At 72.4% G+C, this 20,548-nt stretch carries 16 protein-coding genes; 7 read left to right on the top strand and 9 right to left on the bottom strand.

Going from position 1 to position 20,548, the window contains the following annotated elements:
- Position 1: 1 nt before the first annotated feature.
- Genes urtA through urtE form a run of 5 tightly spaced genes read left to right on the top strand, consistent with a single transcriptional unit; the run spans position 2 to position 4,492 of the window.
- Positions 2-1,210 carry an urea ABC transporter substrate-binding protein gene (urtA, locus tag H4W80_RS47795; RefSeq protein WP_192791119.1) on the top strand — a complete coding sequence of 403 codons (1,209 nt, stop codon included), beginning with the start codon at positions 2-4 and terminating at the stop codon, positions 1,208-1,210.
- On the top strand, positions 1,210-2,058 hold the full coding sequence (gene urtB / locus H4W80_RS47800; protein WP_192791120.1) for an urea ABC transporter permease subunit UrtB: 849 nt from the start codon (positions 1,210-1,212) through the stop codon (positions 2,056-2,058). The genes urtA and urtB overlap by 1 nt, the downstream gene beginning before the upstream one ends.
- Positions 2,055-3,092, top strand: coding sequence for an urea ABC transporter permease subunit UrtC (urtC, locus tag H4W80_RS47805; protein WP_192791121.1), 1,038 nt, complete (start codon positions 2,055-2,057; stop codon positions 3,090-3,092). Before urtB ends, urtC begins: the two co-directional genes overlap by 4 nt.
- On the top strand, positions 3,076-3,825 hold the full coding sequence (urtD, locus tag H4W80_RS47810) for an urea ABC transporter ATP-binding protein UrtD (RefSeq protein ID WP_192791122.1): 750 nt from the start codon (positions 3,076-3,078) through the stop codon (positions 3,823-3,825). The genes urtC and urtD overlap by 17 nt, the downstream gene beginning before the upstream one ends.
- A complete protein-coding gene (urtE, locus tag H4W80_RS47815) occupies positions 3,803-4,492 on the top strand; it encodes an urea ABC transporter ATP-binding subunit UrtE (RefSeq protein WP_192791123.1) in 690 nt (229 codons plus the stop codon). Before urtD ends, urtE begins: the two co-directional genes overlap by 23 nt.
- Here urtE and H4W80_RS47820 read toward each other — a convergent pair.
- Positions 4,489-7,059 (bottom strand): AfsR/SARP family transcriptional regulator, encoded by a 2,571-nt coding sequence (locus H4W80_RS47820; protein WP_192791124.1) that lies wholly within the window; start codon positions 7,057-7,059, stop codon positions 4,489-4,491. The genes urtE and H4W80_RS47820 overlap by 4 nt on opposite strands.
- A gap of 46 nt (positions 7,060-7,105) precedes the next feature.
- On the opposite strand from H4W80_RS47820, the gene H4W80_RS47825 reads away from it, so the two are divergent.
- The gene (locus tag H4W80_RS47825) at positions 7,106-10,579 is read left to right on the top strand and encodes a WD40 repeat domain-containing serine/threonine protein kinase (RefSeq protein ID WP_192791125.1); all 3,474 of its coding nucleotides are present in this window, start codon (positions 7,106-7,108) and stop codon (positions 10,577-10,579) included.
- Here H4W80_RS47825 and H4W80_RS47830 read toward each other — a convergent pair whose 3' ends face one another.
- The gene (locus H4W80_RS47830; RefSeq protein WP_192791126.1) at positions 10,580-11,332 is read right to left on the bottom strand and encodes a Mut7-C RNAse domain-containing protein; all 753 of its coding nucleotides are present in this window, start codon (positions 11,330-11,332) and stop codon (positions 10,580-10,582) included.
- Here H4W80_RS47830 and H4W80_RS47835 point away from each other — a divergent pair.
- Positions 11,331-12,236, top strand: coding sequence for a TAXI family TRAP transporter solute-binding subunit (locus H4W80_RS47835; protein WP_225964064.1), 906 nt, complete (start codon positions 11,331-11,333; stop codon positions 12,234-12,236). The two genes, H4W80_RS47830 and H4W80_RS47835, sit on opposite strands and share 2 nt — an antisense overlap.
- Here the strand turns inward: H4W80_RS47835 and H4W80_RS63100 are convergent.
- The 7 genes from H4W80_RS63100 to H4W80_RS47870 form a co-directional block, all read right to left on the bottom strand.
- Entirely contained in the window at positions 12,227-13,555 is a 1,329-nt protein-coding gene (locus H4W80_RS63100) for a sensor histidine kinase (protein ID WP_192791127.1), read from the bottom strand. The genes H4W80_RS47835 and H4W80_RS63100 overlap by 10 nt on opposite strands.
- On the bottom strand, positions 13,552-14,217 hold the full coding sequence (locus H4W80_RS47845; protein WP_192791128.1) for a response regulator transcription factor: 666 nt from the start codon (positions 14,215-14,217) through the stop codon (positions 13,552-13,554). The genes H4W80_RS63100 and H4W80_RS47845 overlap by 4 nt, the downstream gene beginning before the upstream one ends.
- 9 nt (positions 14,218-14,226) lie before the next feature.
- A complete protein-coding gene (locus H4W80_RS47850; protein ID WP_192791129.1) occupies positions 14,227-15,540 on the bottom strand; it encodes an MFS transporter in 1,314 nt (437 codons plus the stop codon).
- A gap of 137 nt (positions 15,541-15,677) precedes the next feature.
- Positions 15,678-17,807, bottom strand: a complete 2,130-nt coding sequence (locus tag H4W80_RS47855; RefSeq protein WP_192791130.1) for a glycoside hydrolase family 6 protein — start codon at positions 17,805-17,807, stop codon at positions 15,678-15,680.
- 34 nt (positions 17,808-17,841) lie between these two features.
- Positions 17,842-18,816 carry a GNAT family N-acetyltransferase gene (locus tag H4W80_RS47860; protein ID WP_192791131.1) on the bottom strand — a complete coding sequence of 325 codons (975 nt, stop codon included), beginning with the start codon at positions 18,814-18,816 and terminating at the stop codon, positions 17,842-17,844.
- A 42-nt stretch (positions 18,817-18,858) separates the two neighbouring features.
- Positions 18,859-19,104 carry a DUF2630 family protein gene (locus H4W80_RS47865; protein ID WP_185071945.1) on the bottom strand — a complete coding sequence of 82 codons (246 nt, stop codon included), beginning with the start codon at positions 19,102-19,104 and terminating at the stop codon, positions 18,859-18,861.
- Between the two features lie 253 nt (positions 19,105-19,357).
- Positions 19,358-20,491 carry an RNA-guided endonuclease InsQ/TnpB family protein gene (locus tag H4W80_RS47870; RefSeq protein ID WP_225964065.1) on the bottom strand — a complete coding sequence of 378 codons (1,134 nt, stop codon included), beginning with the start codon at positions 20,489-20,491 and terminating at the stop codon, positions 19,358-19,360.
- Positions 20,492-20,548 lie beyond the last annotated feature (57 nt).

The raw sequence follows: 20,548 nt of genomic DNA on the forward strand, positions 1-20,548 counted from the left end.
TGTGCGCATCTCCCGTCCGATTGTCTCCGCCACCTTGGTGTTAGCTCTCGCGGCCTGCGGTGCCGACGCCAAGCCCGCCGCCGACTCCAAGGAGATCAAGGTGGGCCTCCTCCACTCGCTCAGCGGCACGATGGCGATCAGCGAGGTCACCGTCCGCGACGCCGAACTGCTGGCCATCGAAGAGATCAACAAGGCCGGCGGCGTGCTCGGCAAGCAGATCGTCCCCGTGGTGGAGGACGGCGCCTCCGACTGGCCCACGTTCGCGGAGAAGGCCACCAAGCTGATCAGGCAGGACAAGGTCGCCACCGTCTTCGGCGGCTGGACCTCGGCCAGCAGGAAGGCCATGCTGCCGGTCTTCGAGCGCAACAAGGCCCTGCTCTGGTATCCGGTGCAGTACGAGGGGCTGGAGAGCTCCCCGTACATCTTCTACACGGGCGCCACCACCAACCAGCAGATCATCCCCGGCCTCGACTACCTGAAGGAGCAGGGCAAGAAGAAGCTGTTCCTGGTGGGCAGCGACTACGTCTTCCCGCGGACCGCGAACAAGATCATCAAGGCGTACGCGGCGGCGAACGGGATGGAGATCCTCGGCGAGGAGTACACGCCGCTCGGTCACACCGAATACTCCACGCTGGTCAACAAGGTCCTGCAGGCCAAGCCGGACGCCGTCTTCAACACCCTGAACGGCGACAGCAACGTGGCCTTCTTCAAGCAGCTCAAGAGCGCGGGCTCGTCCGCCGACAGCATGCCGGTGCTGTCGGTGAGCATCGCCGAGGAGGAGGTCACCGGCATCGGCGTGGACAACATCGCAGGCCAGCCGGTCGCCTGGAACTACTACCAGACCACCGACACCCCGGCCAACGACGCGTTCGTCAAGGCGTACAAGGCCAAGTACGGGCAGAACAAGGTCACCTCCGACCCCATGGAAGCCGGCTACAACGCGGTCTACCTGTGGGCCGAGGCGGTCAAGAAGGCGGGCAGCACCGAGGTCGAGGCGGTCAAGAAGGCCGCGCCCGGCATCTCGCTCGAACGCCCCGAGGGCCTGGTCACCATCGACGGCGAGAACCAGCACATGTACAAGACCGCCCGCATCGGCATCATCCAGCCCGACGGCCTGATCAAGCAGGTGTGGGACTCCGGCAAGCCGATCAAGCCGGACCCGTACCTCAAGGGCTACTCCTGGGCCTCCGGCCTGGCGGCGGGACAGTGATGCCGGCCTTCCTCAACCAGCTCCCCATCGGCCTGTCCATCGGGGCGGTGCTGCTGCTCATCGCGCTCGGGCTGACGTTCACGTTCGGGCAGATGGGCGTGATCAACATGGCGCACGGCGAGTTCATCATGGCGGGCGCCTACACCGCGTTCCTGCTGCAGGACCTGGTGCTCGCGCTGCCCGCGGCGTTCCTGGTGGCGGGGCTCATGGGGCTGATCCTGGAGCGGGCCGCCATCAGGCACTTCTACGGCCGCCCGCTGGACACGCTGCTGCTCACCTGGGGCGTCAGCCTGGTGCTGCAGCAGCTCGCCCGCGACCTGTTCGGCGCGCCGAACGTGCAGGTGCCCGCCCCCTCCTGGCTCGCGGGCGGGGTGGGCATCCTGCCCTACAACCGGCTGTTCATCATGGGGCTCGCGATCGCCGGAGTGGTGGCGGTCTGGCTGTACCTCAACCGCACCGGGCTCGGCCGCCGGACCCAGGCCGTCGTGCAGAACCGGCAGCTCGCCGCGACCAGCGGCATCGACACCGGCCGGGTGGACATGCTGACGTTCTTCATCGGGTCCGGGCTGGCGGGCGTGGCCGGGGTGGCGCTGACGCTGATCGGGCCCGTCGGGCCGGCGCTCGGCACGTACTACATCGTGGACGCGTTCCTCGTGGTCGTGGCGGGCGGGCTCGGGCAGCTGCGCGGCGCCGTGCTGGCCGCGGTCGGGCTGGGGCTGCTGAACTCCTACGCCGAGTTCTGGTCGGACGCCTCCCTGGCGAAGGTCATCGTGTTCGCCGTGATCATCGCGTTCCTGCAGGTGCGCCCGCAGGGCATGTTCGTGCTGCGGTCGAGGGTGCTCACATGATCAAAATAAGGAGAAGCCTGCCTTTCGCGACCGTGTTCGCGATCGTGGCCGTGATCGCCCTGGTGGCGGCCCCGCTGCTGCTGGAGCCGTTCCGGCTGGGGCTGCTGGCGAAATACCTCTGCTACGCGATCGTCGCGCTCGGGATCGGGCTGGCCTGGGGGCAGGGCGGCATGCTCACCCTCGGCCAGGGCGTCTTCTTCGGGCTCGGCGGCTACGCCATGGCGATGTACCTCAAGCTCACCGAGGCCGGTGGCGGGCTGCCCGACTTCATGGTGTGGAGCGGGGTCGAGCGGCTGCCCGCGCTGTGGGCGCCGTTCGCCAACCCGATATTCGCCCTCGCCATGGCCGTGCTCGGGCCCGTGGTGATCGCGCTGCTCCTGGGCGCGCTGGTGTTCCGGCAGCGGGTACGGGGCGCGTACTTCGCGATCCTCACCCAGGCGCTGGCCGCCGCCCTGGTCATCCTGCTCGTCGGCCAGCAGGGCCTGACCGGCGGCACCAACGGCATGACGAACTTCTTCGAGCTGTTCGGCCAGGACCTGGCCGAGGACTCCACGCAGCGGACGCTCTACCTCGTGGTGGCGGTCGTCCTCGGGATCCTCTACCTCGCCACCCGCCAGCTCGTGAACAGCCGCTACGGCCGGCTCCTCGTCGCGGTCAGGGACGGCGAGGACCGGGTGCGCTTCCTCGGCTACGACCCGGCGCTGGTCAAGACCGTCACCTTCGCCGCCTCGGCGGGCATGGCGGGGCTGGCGGGCGCGCTGTTCGTGCCGGTGGTCGGCATCATCTCGCCCGCGCTGCTCGGCGTCGTGCCCTCGCTGGAGCTGGTCGTCGCGGTGGCGGTCGGCGGGCGGCACGCGCTGGCCGGCGCCGTGCTCGGCGCGGTCCTCATGGGCTACGCCAAGACGGTGTTCAGCGAGCAGTTCGCCGACGGCTGGCTCTACCTGCAGGGCGCGCTGTTCATCCTGGTCATGACGCTCGCCCCGAAGGGGATCGTGGGCCTGCTGGGGAGGTGGCGGCGTGCTCGAACTACGTGACGTCCAGGTCGTGTTCGACGGCTTCCGGGCGCTCGACGGCGTGGACCTGACCGTGCCCGAGGGCGAGCTGCGCTTCCTGATCGGACCCAACGGCGCGGGCAAGACCACGCTGATCGACGTGATCACCGGCCTCACCAGGCCGGCGGCGGGCAGCGTGCGGTTCGGTGAGCACGACCTGGTCGGCAGGAAGGAGCACCAGATCGTCCGCCTGGGCGTCGGCCGCACGTTCCAGACGTCGGTCGTGTTCGAGGAGCTGAGCGTGGTCGAGAACCTCGACCTCGCGGCCAGCTTCCGCATGCCGCTGTGGTCGCTGGCCAGGCGGCGCAAGGGCGTGTCGGAGGCCGTCGAGGAGGCGCTGGCCAGGACCGGACTCGAAGATCTCGCCGAACGTTCGGCCGGTGTTCTCTCGCACGGCCAGCGCCAGTGGCTGGAGATCGGCATGCTGCTGGCGCAGCGCCCCCGGCTGCTGCTCCTGGACGAGCCGGTGGCGGGCATGTCCAGGGACGAACGGGAGCGCACGGGAGAGCTGCTCACCCGGATCGCCGACGACCACACGGTGATCGTGGTGGAGCACGACATGGAGTTCCTTCGGCGGCACGCCTCGGCGGTGACCGTGCTGCACGAGGGCAGGGTGCTCGTGGAAGGGTCGGTCGACGAGGTCAGCGCCGACCCCCGCGTCCAGGAGGTCTACCTGGGGAGGAGGGCCAGCGATGCTGTCGGTGACCGGCCTTGAGTCGGGCTACGGAAGGGCACGCGTACTGTTCGGGGTCTCGCTGGAGGTCGGGCCGGGACAGCTCGTGTGCGTCATGGGGCGCAACGGCGTCGGCAAGACGACGCTGCTCAACACCGTCATGGGCGTGCTCCCGGCGACTGCCGGCACGGTCACGTTCGACGGCCGCGACGTCACCAGGCTGAAACCGCACGAGCGGGTCAGGCTCGGCATGGGGTACGTCCCCCAGGGCCACCAGTGCTTCCCCCAGCTCTCGGTCCTGGGCAACCTGCTGGTCACCATGGAGGCCGCCAAGGTGACCAGGGAGGCCATCGACGAGGCCCTGGACGTGTTCCCCGCGCTCAAGCCGCTGCTCAAACGGAGTGCCGGTCACCTGTCGGGCGGCCAGCAGCAGCAGCTCGCCATGGCCCGCGCCCTGGTCACCAGGCCCAGGATGCTCATACTCGACGAGCCGACCGAGGGCATCCAGCCGTCGATCATCCTGGAGATCGAGGCGGCGATCGAGCGGCTGCACGCCTCCGGGCTGGCCGTGCTGCTCGTGGAGCAGTACCTGGACATCGCGCTGCGGCTGGCCGACACGTTCGTCATCCTCGACGGCGGGCACGTCGTGCGCACCGGGGCCGCCGAGGAGCTGCACCGGGAGGACGTCCGCCGCCTGCTCGCGGTCTAACCCTGGGCCAGCAGCGCGCGGGCGTTGGCGGCGCCCTGGCGGTCGCCGGTCCGCTCGAACACCTCCAGCGCCGCCCCGGCCAGCTCCCGCGCCCGCCCCGCCGCGCCCTCGGCCCGGTTCACCCTGGCCAGGGCCAGCAGGGCGTGCGCGTCCAGCAGCCGGTCGCCCAGGCGTACGGCGATGCCCCTCGCCTGCTCGGCGGCGGCCCTGGCGTCCGATTTGGCGGCCTGCGCCAGGTGCGTCGCGGACAGGTCGAGCAGCGTGTCGGCCTGCCGGTGCCGGTCGCCCAGCTCCTCCAGGTGCCGGACGGCGGCCCTCAGACGTTCGGCGGCCTCGTCGAGCCGCCCCGCGCGGCGCAGCACGATGCCGAGCACGCGCTCGGCGTCGGCGGCGTCCCGCTGGTTGCCCGCGCCGTCCAAGCAGGTGCGCAGGGCCCGCTCGGCGTCCTCCAGCCGCCCCTGTTCCAGGTGGACGCGGCCGAGCCGGCGCCTGGTGTGGTTCACCTCGCGGGTCCGGCCCTGCCGCAGGAACATGCCCAGCGCCAGCCGCAGCCGCTGGTGCGCGAGATCCCACTCCCGCTCGGCCAGGTGGAGGTCGCCCTGGTCCAGCAGGACCAGCGCCTCGCCGCGGTCGTCGCCCGAGCGCCGCGCCGACTCCAGCGCCCGCGCGGCCACCGCCCGCCAGTCGTCCAGGAACCTGTGGCGCTCCAGGTAGGGGGCCAGCAGGTGCGCCAGCCGCCAGCAGCCGTCGTCGAGCCCCGCCGCGTGCAGGTCGGCGACCAGGCTCACCAGGAACGCCCGCTCGGCCGCCAGCCACTCGACCGACTCCCTGATGTCCCTGGTGGCCACGGCCGTGGCCGGATCGCCCGACACCAGCGAGAACCGCGAGGCCCGCACCCTGGCCAGCACCACCTCCGACAGTCGCCTCAGCACGCCCGGCACGGGCTGCTCGCGGGCGAAGAGCCTGGTCAGGTCGTGCAGCCGGTAGCGGACCTGGCCCGCCACGTCCACGCCGTGCGTCTCCAGCAGGCCCGCGTCCACCAGCGCCTCGGCCTGCCCGCCGAGCTGCTCGGTCACCCAGTCGGCGAAGTCGGGGGCCGACAGCGCGCCGAGCCCCCGCAGCGTCAGCCGGGCGGCCTCGGGCAGCCCGTCGAAGCCGATCGCGAACGCACTGCGCACCGCCTGGTCGCCCGCGTGCAGCCGGTCGAGCCGCTCGTGCTCGTCCTCCAGCAGGCCCACCAGGTAGTCGACCGTCCACTCCGGCCGGGCCGCCAGCCGGGAGCCGGCGATGCGCAGCGCGATCGGCAGGCCGCCGCAGAAGCGGGCCAGCCGGGTCATGGCGTCGTCGGCCGGCCGGCCCGAGCTGCTCACCAGCAGGTCGATCGACTCGCCGGCGCCGAGCACGCCCACCGACAGCCGCCGCGCTCCCGTCAGGCCGCCGAGCGAGGAGCGGCTGGTCACGATCGTCGGGCACGAGGTCAGCAGCGGCCGCACCTGCGCCTCGCCCGAGGCGTTGTCGAGCAGCACCAGCAGCCGGCGGTTGGCCGTGTAGGTGCGGAACAGCCTTTCCCGCTGCTCCGGCGACGCCGGGATCGCCTGGGCCGGGCAGCCGAGCCAGCGCAGGAAGTCCTCCAGCACGGCCGACGGGGTCGTCGTCTCGCGCAGGTCGGCGTACAGGATGCCGTCGGGGAAGCTCTCCCGCTCCCGCCAGGCCGCGTGCACGGCCAGCGCCGACTTGCCCGCGCCCGCCTGCCCGTGCACCACGACGTGGCCGCCCACCACCTCGTCGAGCAGCTCGCCCCGGCCGGTGAAGCCGGTCACGTCGGGCGGCAGCAGCACCGGCGGGCCCGCCGAGACGTGCAGCGACACGTCGTCGTGCAGCATGCGGTGGTAGAGCAGCTGCAGCTCGGAGTCGGGCTCGATCGCGTGCCCGCCGTCGAGCTGGTCACGCAGCACCGCGTACGCGGCCAGCGCGTCCACCCGGCGGCCGCTGCGGTAGAGGGCCAGCATGTACTGGCCGCGGAAGCGCTGCCACGTCGGATGCTGCCTGGTCAGCCGGCGCAGCTCGACGAGCAGTTCGCGGTGCCTGCCGGCGTCCAGGTCGGCCTGCACCCGGCGCTCCAGCGCCAGTAGTCGCAGCTCCTCCAGCTCCTCGCGCAGCCGGCGCGTCTCGACCCACCGCTCGCCCTCGGGGTCGACGTCCTCCAGGACCTCGCCCCGCCACAGGCTCAGCGCCTCCTCGTAGGCCCCCTTGTCCACCAGCAGCCTGAACCGGTCGACGTCGAGCTGCCCGTCGCCCAGCACCAGCGCGTACGAGCCCGCAACGGTCATGATCACGTCTTTCCCGACGAGCTGGCGGAGCTGGCCGACGTAGCCGCGCACCAGCGAGTCGGAGCGCTCGCCGTCCTCGCGCGGCCACAGCAGCCTGCGCAGCCGCTCGACCTTCAGCGGGCGCCCGGCGTTCAGCAGGAACATCGCCAGCAGGTCGCGGTGCTTCGGCACGGTGGGAGTGCGGTCCTGCCCGTCGCCGTCGAGCACCTCGAGCGGCCCCATGATGCGAAATTCCACGCGACCTTCCTTGGAGGAGGAGACGTCGATCAGAATGACACAACTGATGACTGCTCTCACTCCCACCGACCCCCACCGGCTGGGCCGCTACTGGCTGGCCGGGCGGCTCGGCGCCGGTGGCCAGGGCGTGGTGTACGAGGCGTACGGGCAGGGTGGCGAGCGGGTCGCGGTCAAGGTGCCCAGGTTCGACAGCGCCGAGGCCAGGGCCAGGCTGGCCAAGGAGGCGGCGGCGGCCCGGCGGGTGGCCTCGTTCTGCACGGCCAGGGTGATCGAGGCGCAGGTGGACGTGCCGACCCCGTACATCGTGAGCGAGTTCGTCCCGGGGCCCAGCCTGCGGCAGGTGGTCGCGGAGTCGGGGCCGTACGAGGGCGACCGGCTGCGCCGGCTGGCCGTCGGGGTGGCGACCGCGCTGACGGCCATCCACCAGGTCGGGATCGTCCACCGGGACCTGAAGCCGGACAACATCATCCTCGGCCCCGACGGGCCACGCGTGATCGACTTCGGGGTGGCCCGCGAGGTCGGGCCGACCACCTCCGGGCCCATCATGGGGACGCCGCAGTACATGTCGCCCGAGGTGTTCCAGGGGCGCGCGGCGACGGCGGCGGCCGACCTGTGGGCGTGGGGGATGGTGGTGCTGTTCGCGGCCCGGGGGAGCGACGCCGTCGAGGCGGGCGATCCGGTGGCGGTCGTCACGCGAGTGCTGAGGTTCAGCCCGGACCCGGGCGGGCTGCCCGAACCGCTCGGGTCGCTCGTCTTAGCGGCCCTGTCCCAGGCGCCCGCCGACCGCCCGTCGGCGAAGGCGGTGCTCCTGCGGCTGCTGGGCGAGCCGGACGGGGACGCGCCGGCCGAGGGCGGGGCGCCGGCCGCGGACGCGCTGGCCGCGGGAGGAGCGCTGGCCGGGGAGCTCAGAAGCGCCGCCGCGGAGCCCGATCTCGGGGCCGTCGCCGAGGAGCTCTACGCCGAGCTGACCGAGGCCGAGCGGGCGAGCGTCCCCGAGGTCCTGCTGCGGATGATCGACGGCGAGGAGCTGCGGCCGGTCGGCCGCGACGAGCTCCCGGACACCGAGGCCGTGGACGCCCTGCTCGACGTCTTCGCCGCCGCGGGCCTCGTCACGAGGAGCGGCACCGTGTTCGAGCTGGCCCGGCCGGGGCTTGTCCAGGCCTGGCCCCGGCTGCGCGACTGGGTGGCCGCCAACAGCGAGGGCCTGCCCGTGCACCGCCGCCTCGCCGACGCGGCCGCCCAGTGGGACAGCCAGGGCAGGAAGCCCGCCGACCTGCTGCACGGCTCCAATCTCGACCGGGCGCTGCGGTGGGCGGCCTCCGAGCGCAGGGACCTCACGCTGGCCAGACGGGAGAGCGAGTTCCTCGACGCGGCGGCCAGGCAGACCAGGCAGCAGTCCAGGAGGCGGGGCCTGCTGGCGGCGGCCCTGGCCGTGCTGCTGGCGGTCGCGCTCGGCGGGCTCGGGCTGGCCGAATATCTGCGCAGGCAGACCGTGCGCCAGCGCGACGACGCCCTGGCCAGGGAGCTCGCCCTGCGGGCCGCCGACCTGCGGCAGACCGAGCCGCCGCTGGCGCGGCTGCTCACCGTGGCGGCCTGGCGGCTGAGCCCGTCGCTGCCGGAGACGCGCGGGGCGCTCTACGACTCGCTCTCCCAGCCCGTGACCGACGTCTTCACCGACCCGTACCACGGCTCCGACTCCGTGTACGGGCTCGGCCAGGACGGGCGGGCGCTCGTCGCCGTACAGGCCGGTCTGGCCAGGATCTGGGACGTGCCGGCGCACCGGCTGCTCCGGGAGATCGCCGGGGTGGGCACCGGGGTGCGCAAGGCGGCGATCGACCCCGGCGGGCGCACCCTCGCCCTCCAGGACGACCGGGGAGTGCGGCTCTGGGACGCCGCCACGGGCCGTCCGCTCGGCGACCGGTTCGGCGTGGCCGCGGGCGAGATGGGCGAGCTGGAGTTCGACGCGGCGGGACGGCTGCTGTCCGTGCCCGTGGGACCGGCCGCCGTCGAGCGCTGGTGGGACCTCGGCACCCGCAGGCCGCTCACCACGCCCGGGGGCGCGGGGCTGGACGCGGTGAGCCCGGACGGCCGCCTCGGCGTCGTGGCCAGCAGCGTCACCGGCCGCGCCCAGCTCTGGGACCTGCGCGCCGGCAGGCGCCTGGCCGCCCCGCGGCTGCCGCGCCGGTCCGATCTCCTGGAGGCGGAGTTCAGCGCGGACGGCCGGGCGCTGGCGGTCACCGCGAACCGGGCGTCCGGCGAGTCCGGCGTGACGGTCTACGGCCTCCCCGGGGGCGAGGTGCGGATGAGCGACGTGTCGGGGGACGCGGTCGAGTTCGCGTTCGGCGACAGGTTCGTCGCCACCTGGGCGTGGGGCAAGGAGCTGGTGATCCACCGGTGGCCCGGCGGAGACGTCGTGCTGCGGCGGCAGCCGCCCGCCCCCGTCCTCGACCTGCGCTTCGACGGCGACCGGCAGGCGCTGCGGCTGCTGGGCGACGGCGGGGCCGTCTACACGATGGACGTCTCCATGCTGTTCGACCGGTCGATCAGCGGCGGCGGCGAACAGGGCCAGGTCCTGCTCGACCCGTCGGCGCGGATCCTGGCGGCCAAGGGCCACGACGCCCTCACCCTGTGGGACACGGCGACGGGCCGCCCGCTGGCGGCCCCGATCAGGTGGCGGGGCACGGGCGCGGCCATGGCGTTCAGCGGCGACGGCCGCCGCCTGGCCTTCGTCGAGGACGACACCGTGCACGTCATCCAGGTGCCGCCGGAGGCCGCGGCCCAGGAGTTCCGGATCGCCACCAAGGGCGCGAACGGGGTCGACGCGGTCGCCTTCAGCCCGGACGGCCGCACGCTCGCGCTCTCGCCCTGGGGCGCCGGCGGCGGCCTGCCGGTGGAGCTGCACGACCTCGAACGCGGGACCTCCAGGACCGCGACGGTCCCGGGAGCGGGGCAGCTGGCCTTCCGGCCGGACGGGCGCCTGCTGCTGGCGGGCATGACACCGCGGCTCATCGACCCTCTCCGGGCCGCCGGACGGTCGCTCGCCCCCGGCGCCGGTCAGCTGGAGGGCGCCTTCGCCTTCAGCCCCGACGGCAGGCGGGTGGCGTTCTCCGGACCCGGCCGGATCACCGTCTGGGACGGGGACGTCACCACCCGGCTGGCGAGCTTCCCCGCCGTGCCGGACAGCGACGTCGCGCAGCTCGCCTGGTCGCCCGACGGGCGCACGCTGGCCGCGTACGAGGGGGGCGACCGCGTCCGCCTGTGGGACGTGCCGCACAACCACCCGCTGGGCGTGCTCTTCGACGGCCTCCAGTCGTTCCAGGCGGCAGGGAGCGGCCGGCTGGCGTTCTCGCCGGACGGCGGGAGGATCTACAGCGTCACGCCGGACGGCACGCTGCGCACGCACGAGCTCGACGGGGACCGGGTGGCCGGCGCCGTCTGCCTGCGCGCCGGACGTGGCCTCACCGCCCAGGAATGGGCCCGCCACCTGCCCGGCGTCGAGCCCTTCGCCCTCTGCCCCTAGCTAGGCGGTCCAGGCGCGGGCCGACCTGACGATCTCCTCCAGGTGGTCGCTGTGCGCGCCGCGCCAGTAGACCTGGCCGCACTCGCCGCACCGCCCGTACGCGTCGTAGTTGCGCTCCGTGCCCGCCTCCAGCAGCGACGCGATCTCCTCCTTGGCGACCGGCCGCAGCTCGCCGTTGCACGCCGTGCACCGCGTCCACGGGCGCAGCGGCGGGGTGAAGCGTTCGAGCAGGTCGCGGAGCTGGTCGGCGGGGCGGGAGCCGCGTACGTACGCGCCCAGCCACAGCGCGCGGCGGCGCAGCAGGCCGCGGTCCTGCGTGAGCAGCACCCGGTGCTCCTCGTTGGCCTGCACCACCAGCGAGGGGTCGTCCATGTCGTTGTGGTAGGCCGTGTCGATGCCGAGCAGCCGCAGCCGCCGCGCCAGCGTGCCCAGGTGCACGTCCAGCAGGAACCGCGGCTCCTCCGGCAGCGGCTGCGGGCGGGGCACCGGGTGGACCTCCACCACGTCGCCGGCCACGAGCTGGTACGACGGCGGCACCCCGCGGCCGCCGGCGACCATCGGCCCCACCTCGGTCAGCGGGATGCCGAGCGACTCGACGTGGTGACCCAGCGTTGAGGTGCCGTCCAGCGTCACCCGCTGCCACTCCTGGCGCCTGCTCACCGGCAGGAACATCGTCAGCTCTGAGGCGATGAGTAGGCGTGCGTCCCGTTCGCTCACATGTCCATTCTGGTGGACCGGATAACGTGATTTCATGCCGATATCTCGCCGCGCCTTCCTGGGGCTCGCCGCGCTGGCGGCCGGGTGCTCGGCGGCCGACGGCAGGCGGGCCGAGCTGCGGCTGGCGACCGGCGTGACGGGCGGGATCTACGAGCAGCTCGGCGACGGGCTCGCGCGGGAGCTGCGACAGGACGGGCTCATGGTGCGGGTGATGAAGACCGCGGCCAGTGTGCAGAACCTGACGATGATGACCGACGGGCGGGCCGACGTGGCGTTCGCGCTGGCCGACAGCGCCGACGACGCCGTCAGGGTGCGCCACCAGCCGGTCTCGGCGCTGGCCCGGGTTTACATGAACTACGTCCACCTGGTGGTGCGGCGGGGCTCCGGCATCGTGGCGGTCAAGGACCTGGCGGGGCGGGCGGTCTCCATCGGGCTGGAGGGCTCGGGCACGGCGGTGACCGCCACCCGCGTGCTGGCCGTGGCCGACCTGACCGAGCCCGCCGAGGTCGCCAGGCTGGGCCTGGACGAGTCGGTCAAGGCGCTGCGCGACGGGGGGATCGAGGCGTTCTTCTGGTCGGGCGGGGTGCCCACGCCGGTCCTGACCTCTCTGGAGGACATCGAGCTCGTGCCGCTGGAGCCGCTGGTGACGGTCCTGCGCCGCCGGTTCGGCCCGCTCTACGAGCACGGGCTGGTGCCCGCCGGCGTGTACGGCAGCGGCCGGCCGGTGCCGACCATCGGCACCCCCAGCTACCTGATGTGCCGGACCACGCTCCCGGACGATCTGGCGTACTCGATCACCGAGATCCTCTTCGGCGCCCGCGACCGCCTCCAGGCCCCGTCGGCGCCGGGCGGGCGGCTCGACATGCGCTACGCCATCGGCACCGGCGTCGTCCCGCTCCACCCGGGCGCCGCCCGCTACTACCGCTCCGCCTACGGCTGAGCCCTCAGGCGCAGCTCCACGACCAGACCGTGCGGTACGGCGGGCAGCAGCGCCAGCGTGGCCCCGCACGCCCTGGCCAGCTCGGCGGCGATGGCCAGGCCCAGTCCGCTGCCCGGCACGTTCGCGTGGGCCCCGGACCGCCAGAACCGCCCCAGAGCCTCCGCCCGCTCCTCCTCGCCGAGCCCGGGCCCGTCGTCCGCGACCCGCAGCACCCCGTCCTCCAGGGTGACCGTGACGGTGCCGCCCTCGGGCACGAACTTCTGGGCGTTGTCGAGCGCGATGTCCGCGACCCTGGCCGCCGCCTCCGGAACGACCGCCACTTCCGGAATTTCGGTTATGAGGTGGACGCCCTTGGCCGCGTACACCTCCCGCCACGCCCCCAGCCGGGGCGCCAGCGGGATCTCCTTGCCCTCGACGCCCGCGCCCGCCTCCACCTTCGCCAGCGCCAGCAGGTCCTCCACCAGCAGCGTCAGCCGGTCCAGCTCCGCCATCGCCTCCTCGAACTCGGCCGTGCCCTCGCCCCGCAGATGCGGCTCCAGGTTCTCCAGCCGCAGCCCCAGCACCGTGAGCGGGGTGCGCAGCTCGTGGGAGGCGTCCGCCACGAACGCCCGCTGCCGCTCCATCGCGCCGGAGACCGCGTCGGCCATGGTGTTGAAGCGCTCCTCCAGCCGCCGCAGCTCGGAGGGCCCCGCGCCGGGATGCGCCCGCGCGTCGAGCCTGCCCTGCGCGATGGCCCGCGTGGTGCGGTCGAGCTCGGTGACGGGCCGCAGGATCCAGCGGGCCAGCCGCCTGGCCGCCAGCGCCGAGTAGCCCAGCGCCACCAGCGCGCCGACCAGCAGCGCGCCCCACACCAGCGACACGTCCTGCCTGGCCCGGTCGGTGGGGGCCTCCAGCAGCACCACGCCGGACAGCTGCGCGTCCCGGCCCGCCGGTTCGGCCAGCAGCACCGTGGCCGGCCCGAACGGGCTGATCGTGGGCAGCTCCTCGGTCGTGCGGCCGGACAGCGCCAGGCGGGTGGCCTCCCGGTCGTCGGCCTCGAAGCGGCCCGCGGTGGCCAGGACGGAGCCGTCGCGGTCGCGTACGCGCACCGCCGCCCCGTAGAGCTCGGCGTAGCGGTCGATCTCGGCGATCAGCCCCGAGCGGTCGTCCTCCCTGGCCGCCTGGTCGGCCAGCTCCGCGAAGCGGGTGGCGTCGGCGCGGCGGTCGAGGAGCAGGCGGTTCGTACGGTGGGAGGCGTAGGCGAGGCCCAGCGGCACGGCCAGCGCCGCGATCAGGAAGACGATCAGCGTGGTGAACGTGACCACCAGGCGGGAGTTCACGCCGTCGAGCCCAGCCGGTAGCCGGTGCCGCGCAGCGTCTCCACCAGCCCAGGGCGGCCGGTCTTGGAGCGCAGGTTGGCCACGTGCACGTCGAGCGAGCGGGACGCCGACAGCAGCGGGTCGCCCCAGACCTCGTCGAGGATCTCCTCCCGGCCGCGCACCACGCCGGGCTCGCGCGCCAGCATCGCCAGCACGTCGAACTCCCGCCTCGTCAGCGTCACCGGCTCGCCGGCCACCGTGACCTGCCGGGACTCAAGATCGATGCGGACGTCGCCGACGCTCACCACGTCGTCGCGGGCCGGCATCGGCCTGGTGCCGCGCCGGACCACCGCCTCCATACGGGCCATCAGCTCCACCGTGCGGAACGGCTTGACCAGGTAGTCGTCGGCCCCGGACCGCAGCCCGCGCAGCACCTCGCGCTCCTCCGTGCGGGCCGTGACCACGATGAGCGGCACCGCCGACACCCGGCGCAGGCGGCGCAGCACGTCGAGGCCGTCCATGTCGGGCAGACCGAGGTCGAGCAGGACGAAATCGACGCCCCCCGCCAGGCGGAGGGCGTCGACGGCCAGCCCGGCACGGGTGACCTGATGGCCGTGCCGGGCGAGGGCCGTGGTGAGCGCGGACGCGAGCCGATCGTCGTCCTCGACCAGGAGAACTCGCATGGCCCCAGGTTAGACGCGGGCCGTGACCACATCCTCCGAAGCCTGCTCGGCGCGGGAGAGGGCGGCGTCCCTGGTCTCGCGCATGGTGAGGTAGACCACGAGCGACACGGCGGCGCAGGCGGAGACGTACCAGAAGTAGCCGGACTCGATCTTGTTGTTCTTGAACCACAGCGCCACGTACTCGGCGGTGCCGCCGAACAGGGCGTTCGCGATGGCGTAGGGGAGGGCGACGCCGAGCGCGCGCACGTTCGTCGGGAACAGCTCGGCCTTCACCACCGCGTTGATCGAGGTGTAGCCGGTGACGATGATCAGGCCGATCAGGGAGAGCACGAGCGCGCCCGCGAACCCCGTGACCCCGCCGAGCGCCGTCATCAGCGGCACCGTGCCCAGCATCGACCCGATCCCGAACGTGATCAGCAGCGGCCGGCGCCCGATCCGGTCCGACAGCCCACCGGCCAGCGGCTGCAGGCACATGAAGATGAACAGCGCGCAGAAGCTCACCAGCGTGGCCGTCTCCTTGGGCAGGCCGGCGCTGATGCTGAGGTATTTGGTGAGGTACGTGGTGTAGGTGTAGTACGCGACCGTGCCGCCCATGGTCAGCGCGATGACCAGCAGCGCCTCCTTCTTGTGGGCGAGCAGCTGCTTGATCGTGCCGCGGCCCTGGTGCTCGACCTCGCGCTCCTCCTCGTCGTACGCCTCCGTCTCCAGGAGGTTGCGGCGCAGGTAGAACACCACCGCGGCGCCCAGGGCGCCGATCACGAACGGGATGCGCCAGCCGTAGGAGTCGAGGGCCTCCGTGGACATCGTGTTCTGCAGGATGATCTGCAGGCCGAGGCCGACGAGCTGGCCGGCGGTCATGGAGACGTACTGGAAGCTCGAGGCGAAGCCGCGCCGGCCGCGCGGGGTGGCCTCGGTGAGGTACGTGGCGCTGGCCGCGTACTCGCCGCCGACCGACAGCCCCTGCAGCAGGCGGGCCACCACCAGCACCACGGCGCCGAAGTAGCCGACCGTCTCGTACGTCGGTGCGATGGCGATCAGCAGCGCGCTGGCCGACATGAGGGTGACGGTGAGCGTGAGCGCCGCCTTGCGGCCCTTCCTGTCGGCGTAGCGGCCGAGCAGCCAGCCGCCGAGCGGGCGCATGAAGAAGCCGACGGCGAAGATGGCCGCGGTGTTGAGCAGCTTCGCCGTGTTATCGCCCTCGGGGAAGAAGGACGCGGCGAAATAGACGGCGAAGCTGGTGTAGACGAACCAGTCGTACCACTCGACCAGATTGCCGACGGAGCCGCCGATCACTGCCTTCCACGGCACGCGTGCCTTGCTCACGGAGACCTCCTGTGTGGTGCCTGGGGGGAGTAGGTGCAGGCCAGAGCCTCTCCGCAGAAGGATGTTCGGACAAGGGCAGGTGGCCGAGATCTAACGTCCGCTTAACATGGGCGCAACCTCGGGCCCACCCCGGCCCCTCACAATGGCGGGTTGGCCTTCTCGGCCCTCTCCAGCGCCAGATCCGGCCACCACTCGCCGGCCTCCGGGGACACCACGCCGCGCTCGGGGTCCTTCTCCCCGCCCTCCCCGCGCCTGCACCGGCCGCTGGACGAGCCCGCCCGCGCGATCCACAGGTAGGCGTCCACCAGCTCCTCGCCCGTGTCGGTCGTGGGCCGGTCGCCGGCGCCCCGGCCCGGCGGGTTGCACCACGTCTGCGGGTCCGGGTACTTCTTCGGCGGCGGGGTCCACGAGCCCTGGCCGTTCCTGGCGGTGTCGACCACGAAGTGGGGCGTCGTCGCCGGGTCCACCTTCCCGTCCGACGGGCAGTCCTTGACGCCCGTGGCCCGCTGGACGCTGATGCAGGCCGACAGCGCCTTGCCGTACGCGACGCTCTTCTGCGTGGGCTGGTAGGCCGCCGTGTTGAGGAAGAAGCCGTCCGCCCGGTCGATGCCCGCTCTGATCAGCCGCTCGGCCATGATCGCGGTGCCCGGGTAGTAGTCCTGGCTGCCGTCGAGGTAGACGGCCGTGTTCGGGTTGGCCTTGAGGGTCTGGACGGCCTGGCGGAGGTCCCTGTAGCGCTGGTCCACCGAGCCCTGCGGGTCGCACTCCTTGACGCCGGGGACCTTGACCGTGGCGCCCGGCTCCAGGATCACCACCGCCCTGGCCTGGCCTATCGTGCTCGCTATGCCCTTGATCCACTCCTGGTACGTCGCCAGCTCGGCGGCGGTCGCCGGGCGGCACTCGCTGCCCGGCAGGGAGTTGATCAGGAACACCGGGACGCCGCCCGCCTGCCCGGCCGCGGTGACGGTGGCGTCGACCTCCGGCCTGACCTCGGGTCCCTTGAGGCGGATGGCGTGGGGGACGGCGGCCAGCCTGCTCATGAGCTCGGCGTCCTTCGGGCGGTCCTTCTTCCACTGCTCGGCCTGGCGGCTGGCGGCCGGCTCAGGCGGGGAGTAGAACGTGATCTTGCCTGGGGCTCTGAGCGGGTTCTGGGGCCTGGCCTGCTGGTCCGAGTGGGCGGACTGGGCGGTGGTCGTCTGGGCCGGGGTGCGGGCGCTCGACGAGGTGCCCAGGGTGCGCCAGGCGACGGCCACGGACGCGCCTGCCACGGCCACGGCGACGGCCGCCGCCGCGGCGAGCACCCTCCTCCGCCTGCCCGCCACCTTCGGGCCGGGGAGTAAGGGGCTGCCGGGCGGTTGGGGGTCGTCAGACGGCGCCGTCGTCACGTCGGCGCGCGCCGGGTGACCGGTCGCGTCCGTGGATGCCGGGGTGCCGCTTGCGTCCGTTCCCGCGCCGAGGTTCGCGCCCGGGTCCACCAGGCTGAGGCGGTCCATCAGGTCCTGGGCCGTCGGGCGTTCACGCGGGTTCTTCGTCAGCGAGGCGAGCACCAGATCGCGCAGCGGGCCCGAGAGGCCGTGCAGCTCAGGGGCTTCGTTGACGATGCGCAGGAGGATCGTGGGGACCGAGCCCGAGCCGAACGGCGGTTTGCCGCTCGCGGCGTAGGCGACCGTGCAGCCCCACGAGAAGATGTCCGAGGCCGGGCCGATGGTCGCGCCCGACACCTGCTCGGGCGACATGTACGACGGCGTCCCCACGATCGCGCTGCTCATCTCCGCGTCCATGAGCTGTGCGATGCCGAAGTCGATGACCTTGGGTCCCACCTGGGAGAGCAGCACGTTGGACGGCTTGAGATCGCGGTGCACGACCCCCGCCCCGTGGATGGCGCGCAGGGCCATGGCCATGGCGGCGGCCAGGCCGTCCAGCGCCGAGCCCTTCAGCGGCCCCGACTCCCGGACGGCGTCCCCCAGGCTGGGCCCCTCGACGTACTCGGTGACCAGGTACGCCACGTCCCCCTCGACGTCGGCGTCCAGGACGGGAGCGGTGCAGAAGCGGGCGACCCGCTTGGCGGCGGCCACCTCGCGGGCGAAGCGGCGCCTGAAGTCCGCGTGCGCGTCCATCCTGGCGTGGATGAGCTTGACCGCCACCCGGGTGCCGTCCGGGGCCTGGCCCAGGTAGACGACGCCCATGCCGCCCTCGCCCAGGCGGACCAGGAGCGTGTACGGCCCCACCTGGCGCGGATCCCCGTCCCTCAACGCCTCCAAGGTCATAAAGGGTCAGGTTAGCCCCCCGCCCCCGAACGGCCTACAGTTCCAGCCGCCATTCGTTCCATTCGTCGAGCAGCTCGAAGCCCATGGCCTCGTTGATGGCCAGCATGTGGGCGTTGGAGGTGGCGTTCCAGGTGATGATCCGCTCCAGGTGGGGCTCCTGCTCGTGGAGCCAGAGCAGGTTGGCGAGCTTGAGCAGCAGCCCGAGGCGGTGGCCCCGGTGCCCGGCCAGCACGGTCGTGTCCGCCTGGTGCCCCCAGCCGTCGGAGCCGCCGGCGCTGAGGTAGACCCGCGTGTATCCGGCGGGAGCCCCGTCGGACTCGCGGCGTGCGATCATCGAATAGCTGGTGAACCCGCGCTTCTTGATGCCCTCCTCGCGGTCGAGGATGCGCTCGGAGCTGAAGTCGAAGTCCTCGATGCCGGCGTCGCGCGGGGCGTCGTTCATGCCGTTCATCAGGGTCGAGAGGTCGGGGATCAGGCCGGGGTCCGCCGGGCCGGTCCAGCGTTCGAGACGGTAGCCCTCGGCGGTGGGGAGCATGCGTTCCAGGGCGTGCCAGTCGGCCTTGCGGAGATCCAGCACGCGGCGGGCCTCGGCGACCGCGACCGTCATGCCGTGGGCGAGCGCGAAGCGGGCGCCCACGCCGGTGGTCGGCGTCTCCGTGAGGAGCAGGCTTCTGCCGTGGTGGCGCAGCCTCTCCAGCGCGTGCTCGAACAGCGCCGAGCCCAGCCCCCGGCCGCGCCGCTCGGGGCGCACGACGAGGGGGAAGAGCCAGCCCATATGCGTGTTGTCGAGCTGGGAGAGCGACAGGCCGTAGCCGCCGACGACCTCCCCGTCCTCGACGACCGCCCACAGCTCGACCCGGTCGCCCGGCGAGTGCCTGGCGATGTCGTGGCGGAAGTGGGCGAGCGACATCAGGGGGCCCGGATCGTCGGAGTAGGCCACCGTGTACGCCTCGTGCAGGCCCGTGACCAGGTCGCCCGGCCGGTCGAGGTCGATGGGCTGGATCCACATGTGCCCAGCAAATCGCACGGACGACGGCCGGGGCGAGCGAATTTATTGGCGGTAGTTCTCGACCTCGTTGGCCGGGCGGGCGGCGGCGTTGTCGGGGTCCTCGCCCGCGCTCCGCCTGGCCCGGCGCTGCCTGAGCAGGTCCCAGCACTGGTCTAGCGCCGTCTCCAGCTGCTTGATGCGCTCCTGCTCCTCGTCCGTGGTCACCTCGCCTTGGGTCAGCCTGTTGCGCAGCTCGTGCTCCTCGTCGACCAGAGCACTGATCCTGGTGAGAATTTCGTCGTCCCGCATGTCTGAACTCTAGTCACCGTCACCACCTTCCGCCCCGGGGGCCCGTTCCCCGCCGCACTTCGGCTGAGGTCCTTAGGGGACGAGGCACACCTCCGATGGCGGGAGGTCGGCGCGCACCAATGACGAGGGGATCGCGCAGCTCACGGGCCTGTGGATCTTCTGACCGGCGTGCTGCACGTCAGCTTCTCGGCCTAAACTAAACGACCGAGCTTGCAGCTCCTCGCCGTCGATGGCGTCGACGGTCCGGTCCGCGTCAGGCAGCGTGACTCACTGCCCAGCCCGCCGCACCGCGTGAGGCGATGTTGCGGGCTGCGTTGACGTCGGCGTGCTCAGCGAAGCCGCACGACGTGCAGGAAAAGGTTTCCTGATCGAGCCGGTTGTTCTTGTCCACGTGCCCGCAGTGCGAGCATTGCTGGGAGGTGTAGGACGGGTCCACGTGGATCACAGCGACCCCGGCCCGGGCCGCCTTGTAGCCGATGAAGGCTCCCAGTTGCTGGAAGCTCCACGAATGCAGCGTGACCCGCTGGGGCTTGCGAAGCCGTACCCGGTCGCGGATGCCCTGGAGGTCCTCCAGAGCGATCCCTTGTCCGGTGCGTTCTGCCTCGGTCACGACTTGCTTGGCGATGACATGGTTGACGTTCGCGGCGAAGCGGGACTCCTTACGGTGGCGCCGTTTCAGCAGCCGCTTGGCCGACTCGGTGGCCTTGGTCTGCAGGCGGCGACGCAGCTCACGGTTGCGATGCCGGACCGCGTTCAGGCCCTTGCCGCTGTGCCGGACGCCGGTGCTGGTGGTGGCGATGTTGGCGATGCCCAGATCCACCCCGAGGAACCCGTCCGGCGCGATGATGGGGACGTCCGGCACGTCGACGGTGGCGTGCAGGAACCACATGTCCTCCCGCCACACCAGGTCGGACTCACCCTTGCGATGCTTGCTCAGCAGCGTGAGCTGCTGGTCGGAGCCGGTGAACGCGAGGCTGCGCAGCCGCCCGGCCGTCGTCCAGATTGACACTGTCCGATCCCCGTGCTGCCAGGACAGGCACCGGTCGTCGTATGGCTGGGCCGCCTGGGGGCGGAAGGAGATCGGTTTGCCCTCGGCTTTGACCCGCCGCGCCGATCCTGGCTTGCCCAGGTGTCCGGCGGCCAGGTTGGCATGCAGGGTGCGGTAGGCGTCGCAGACCTTCTTGATCACGTGCTGAGCGGCTTGCGCGGCCAGTCCGAAGGCGGCCTTGACGTGCTCGTAGGTGTGCTTACGCAGGTCGAAGTTACGGAAGCACTGCTGCTGGAAGGCGACCCGTGAGACGAGGTCGGCGGCCTTGTTGGCGGCGCGCAGCGTGGCCTCCAGGGCCGCCGCCTGCTCGGGTGTCGGCAGGAGCTTCACCTGCACCATCAGCCTCACAATCGAACACATTACCGTATAGCCCATGTCGCCGCGATCGGAACCGGA

Source organism: Nonomuraea angiospora (assembly GCF_014873145.1).
GTDB lineage: Bacteria > Actinomycetota > Actinomycetes > Streptosporangiales > Streptosporangiaceae > Nonomuraea > Nonomuraea angiospora.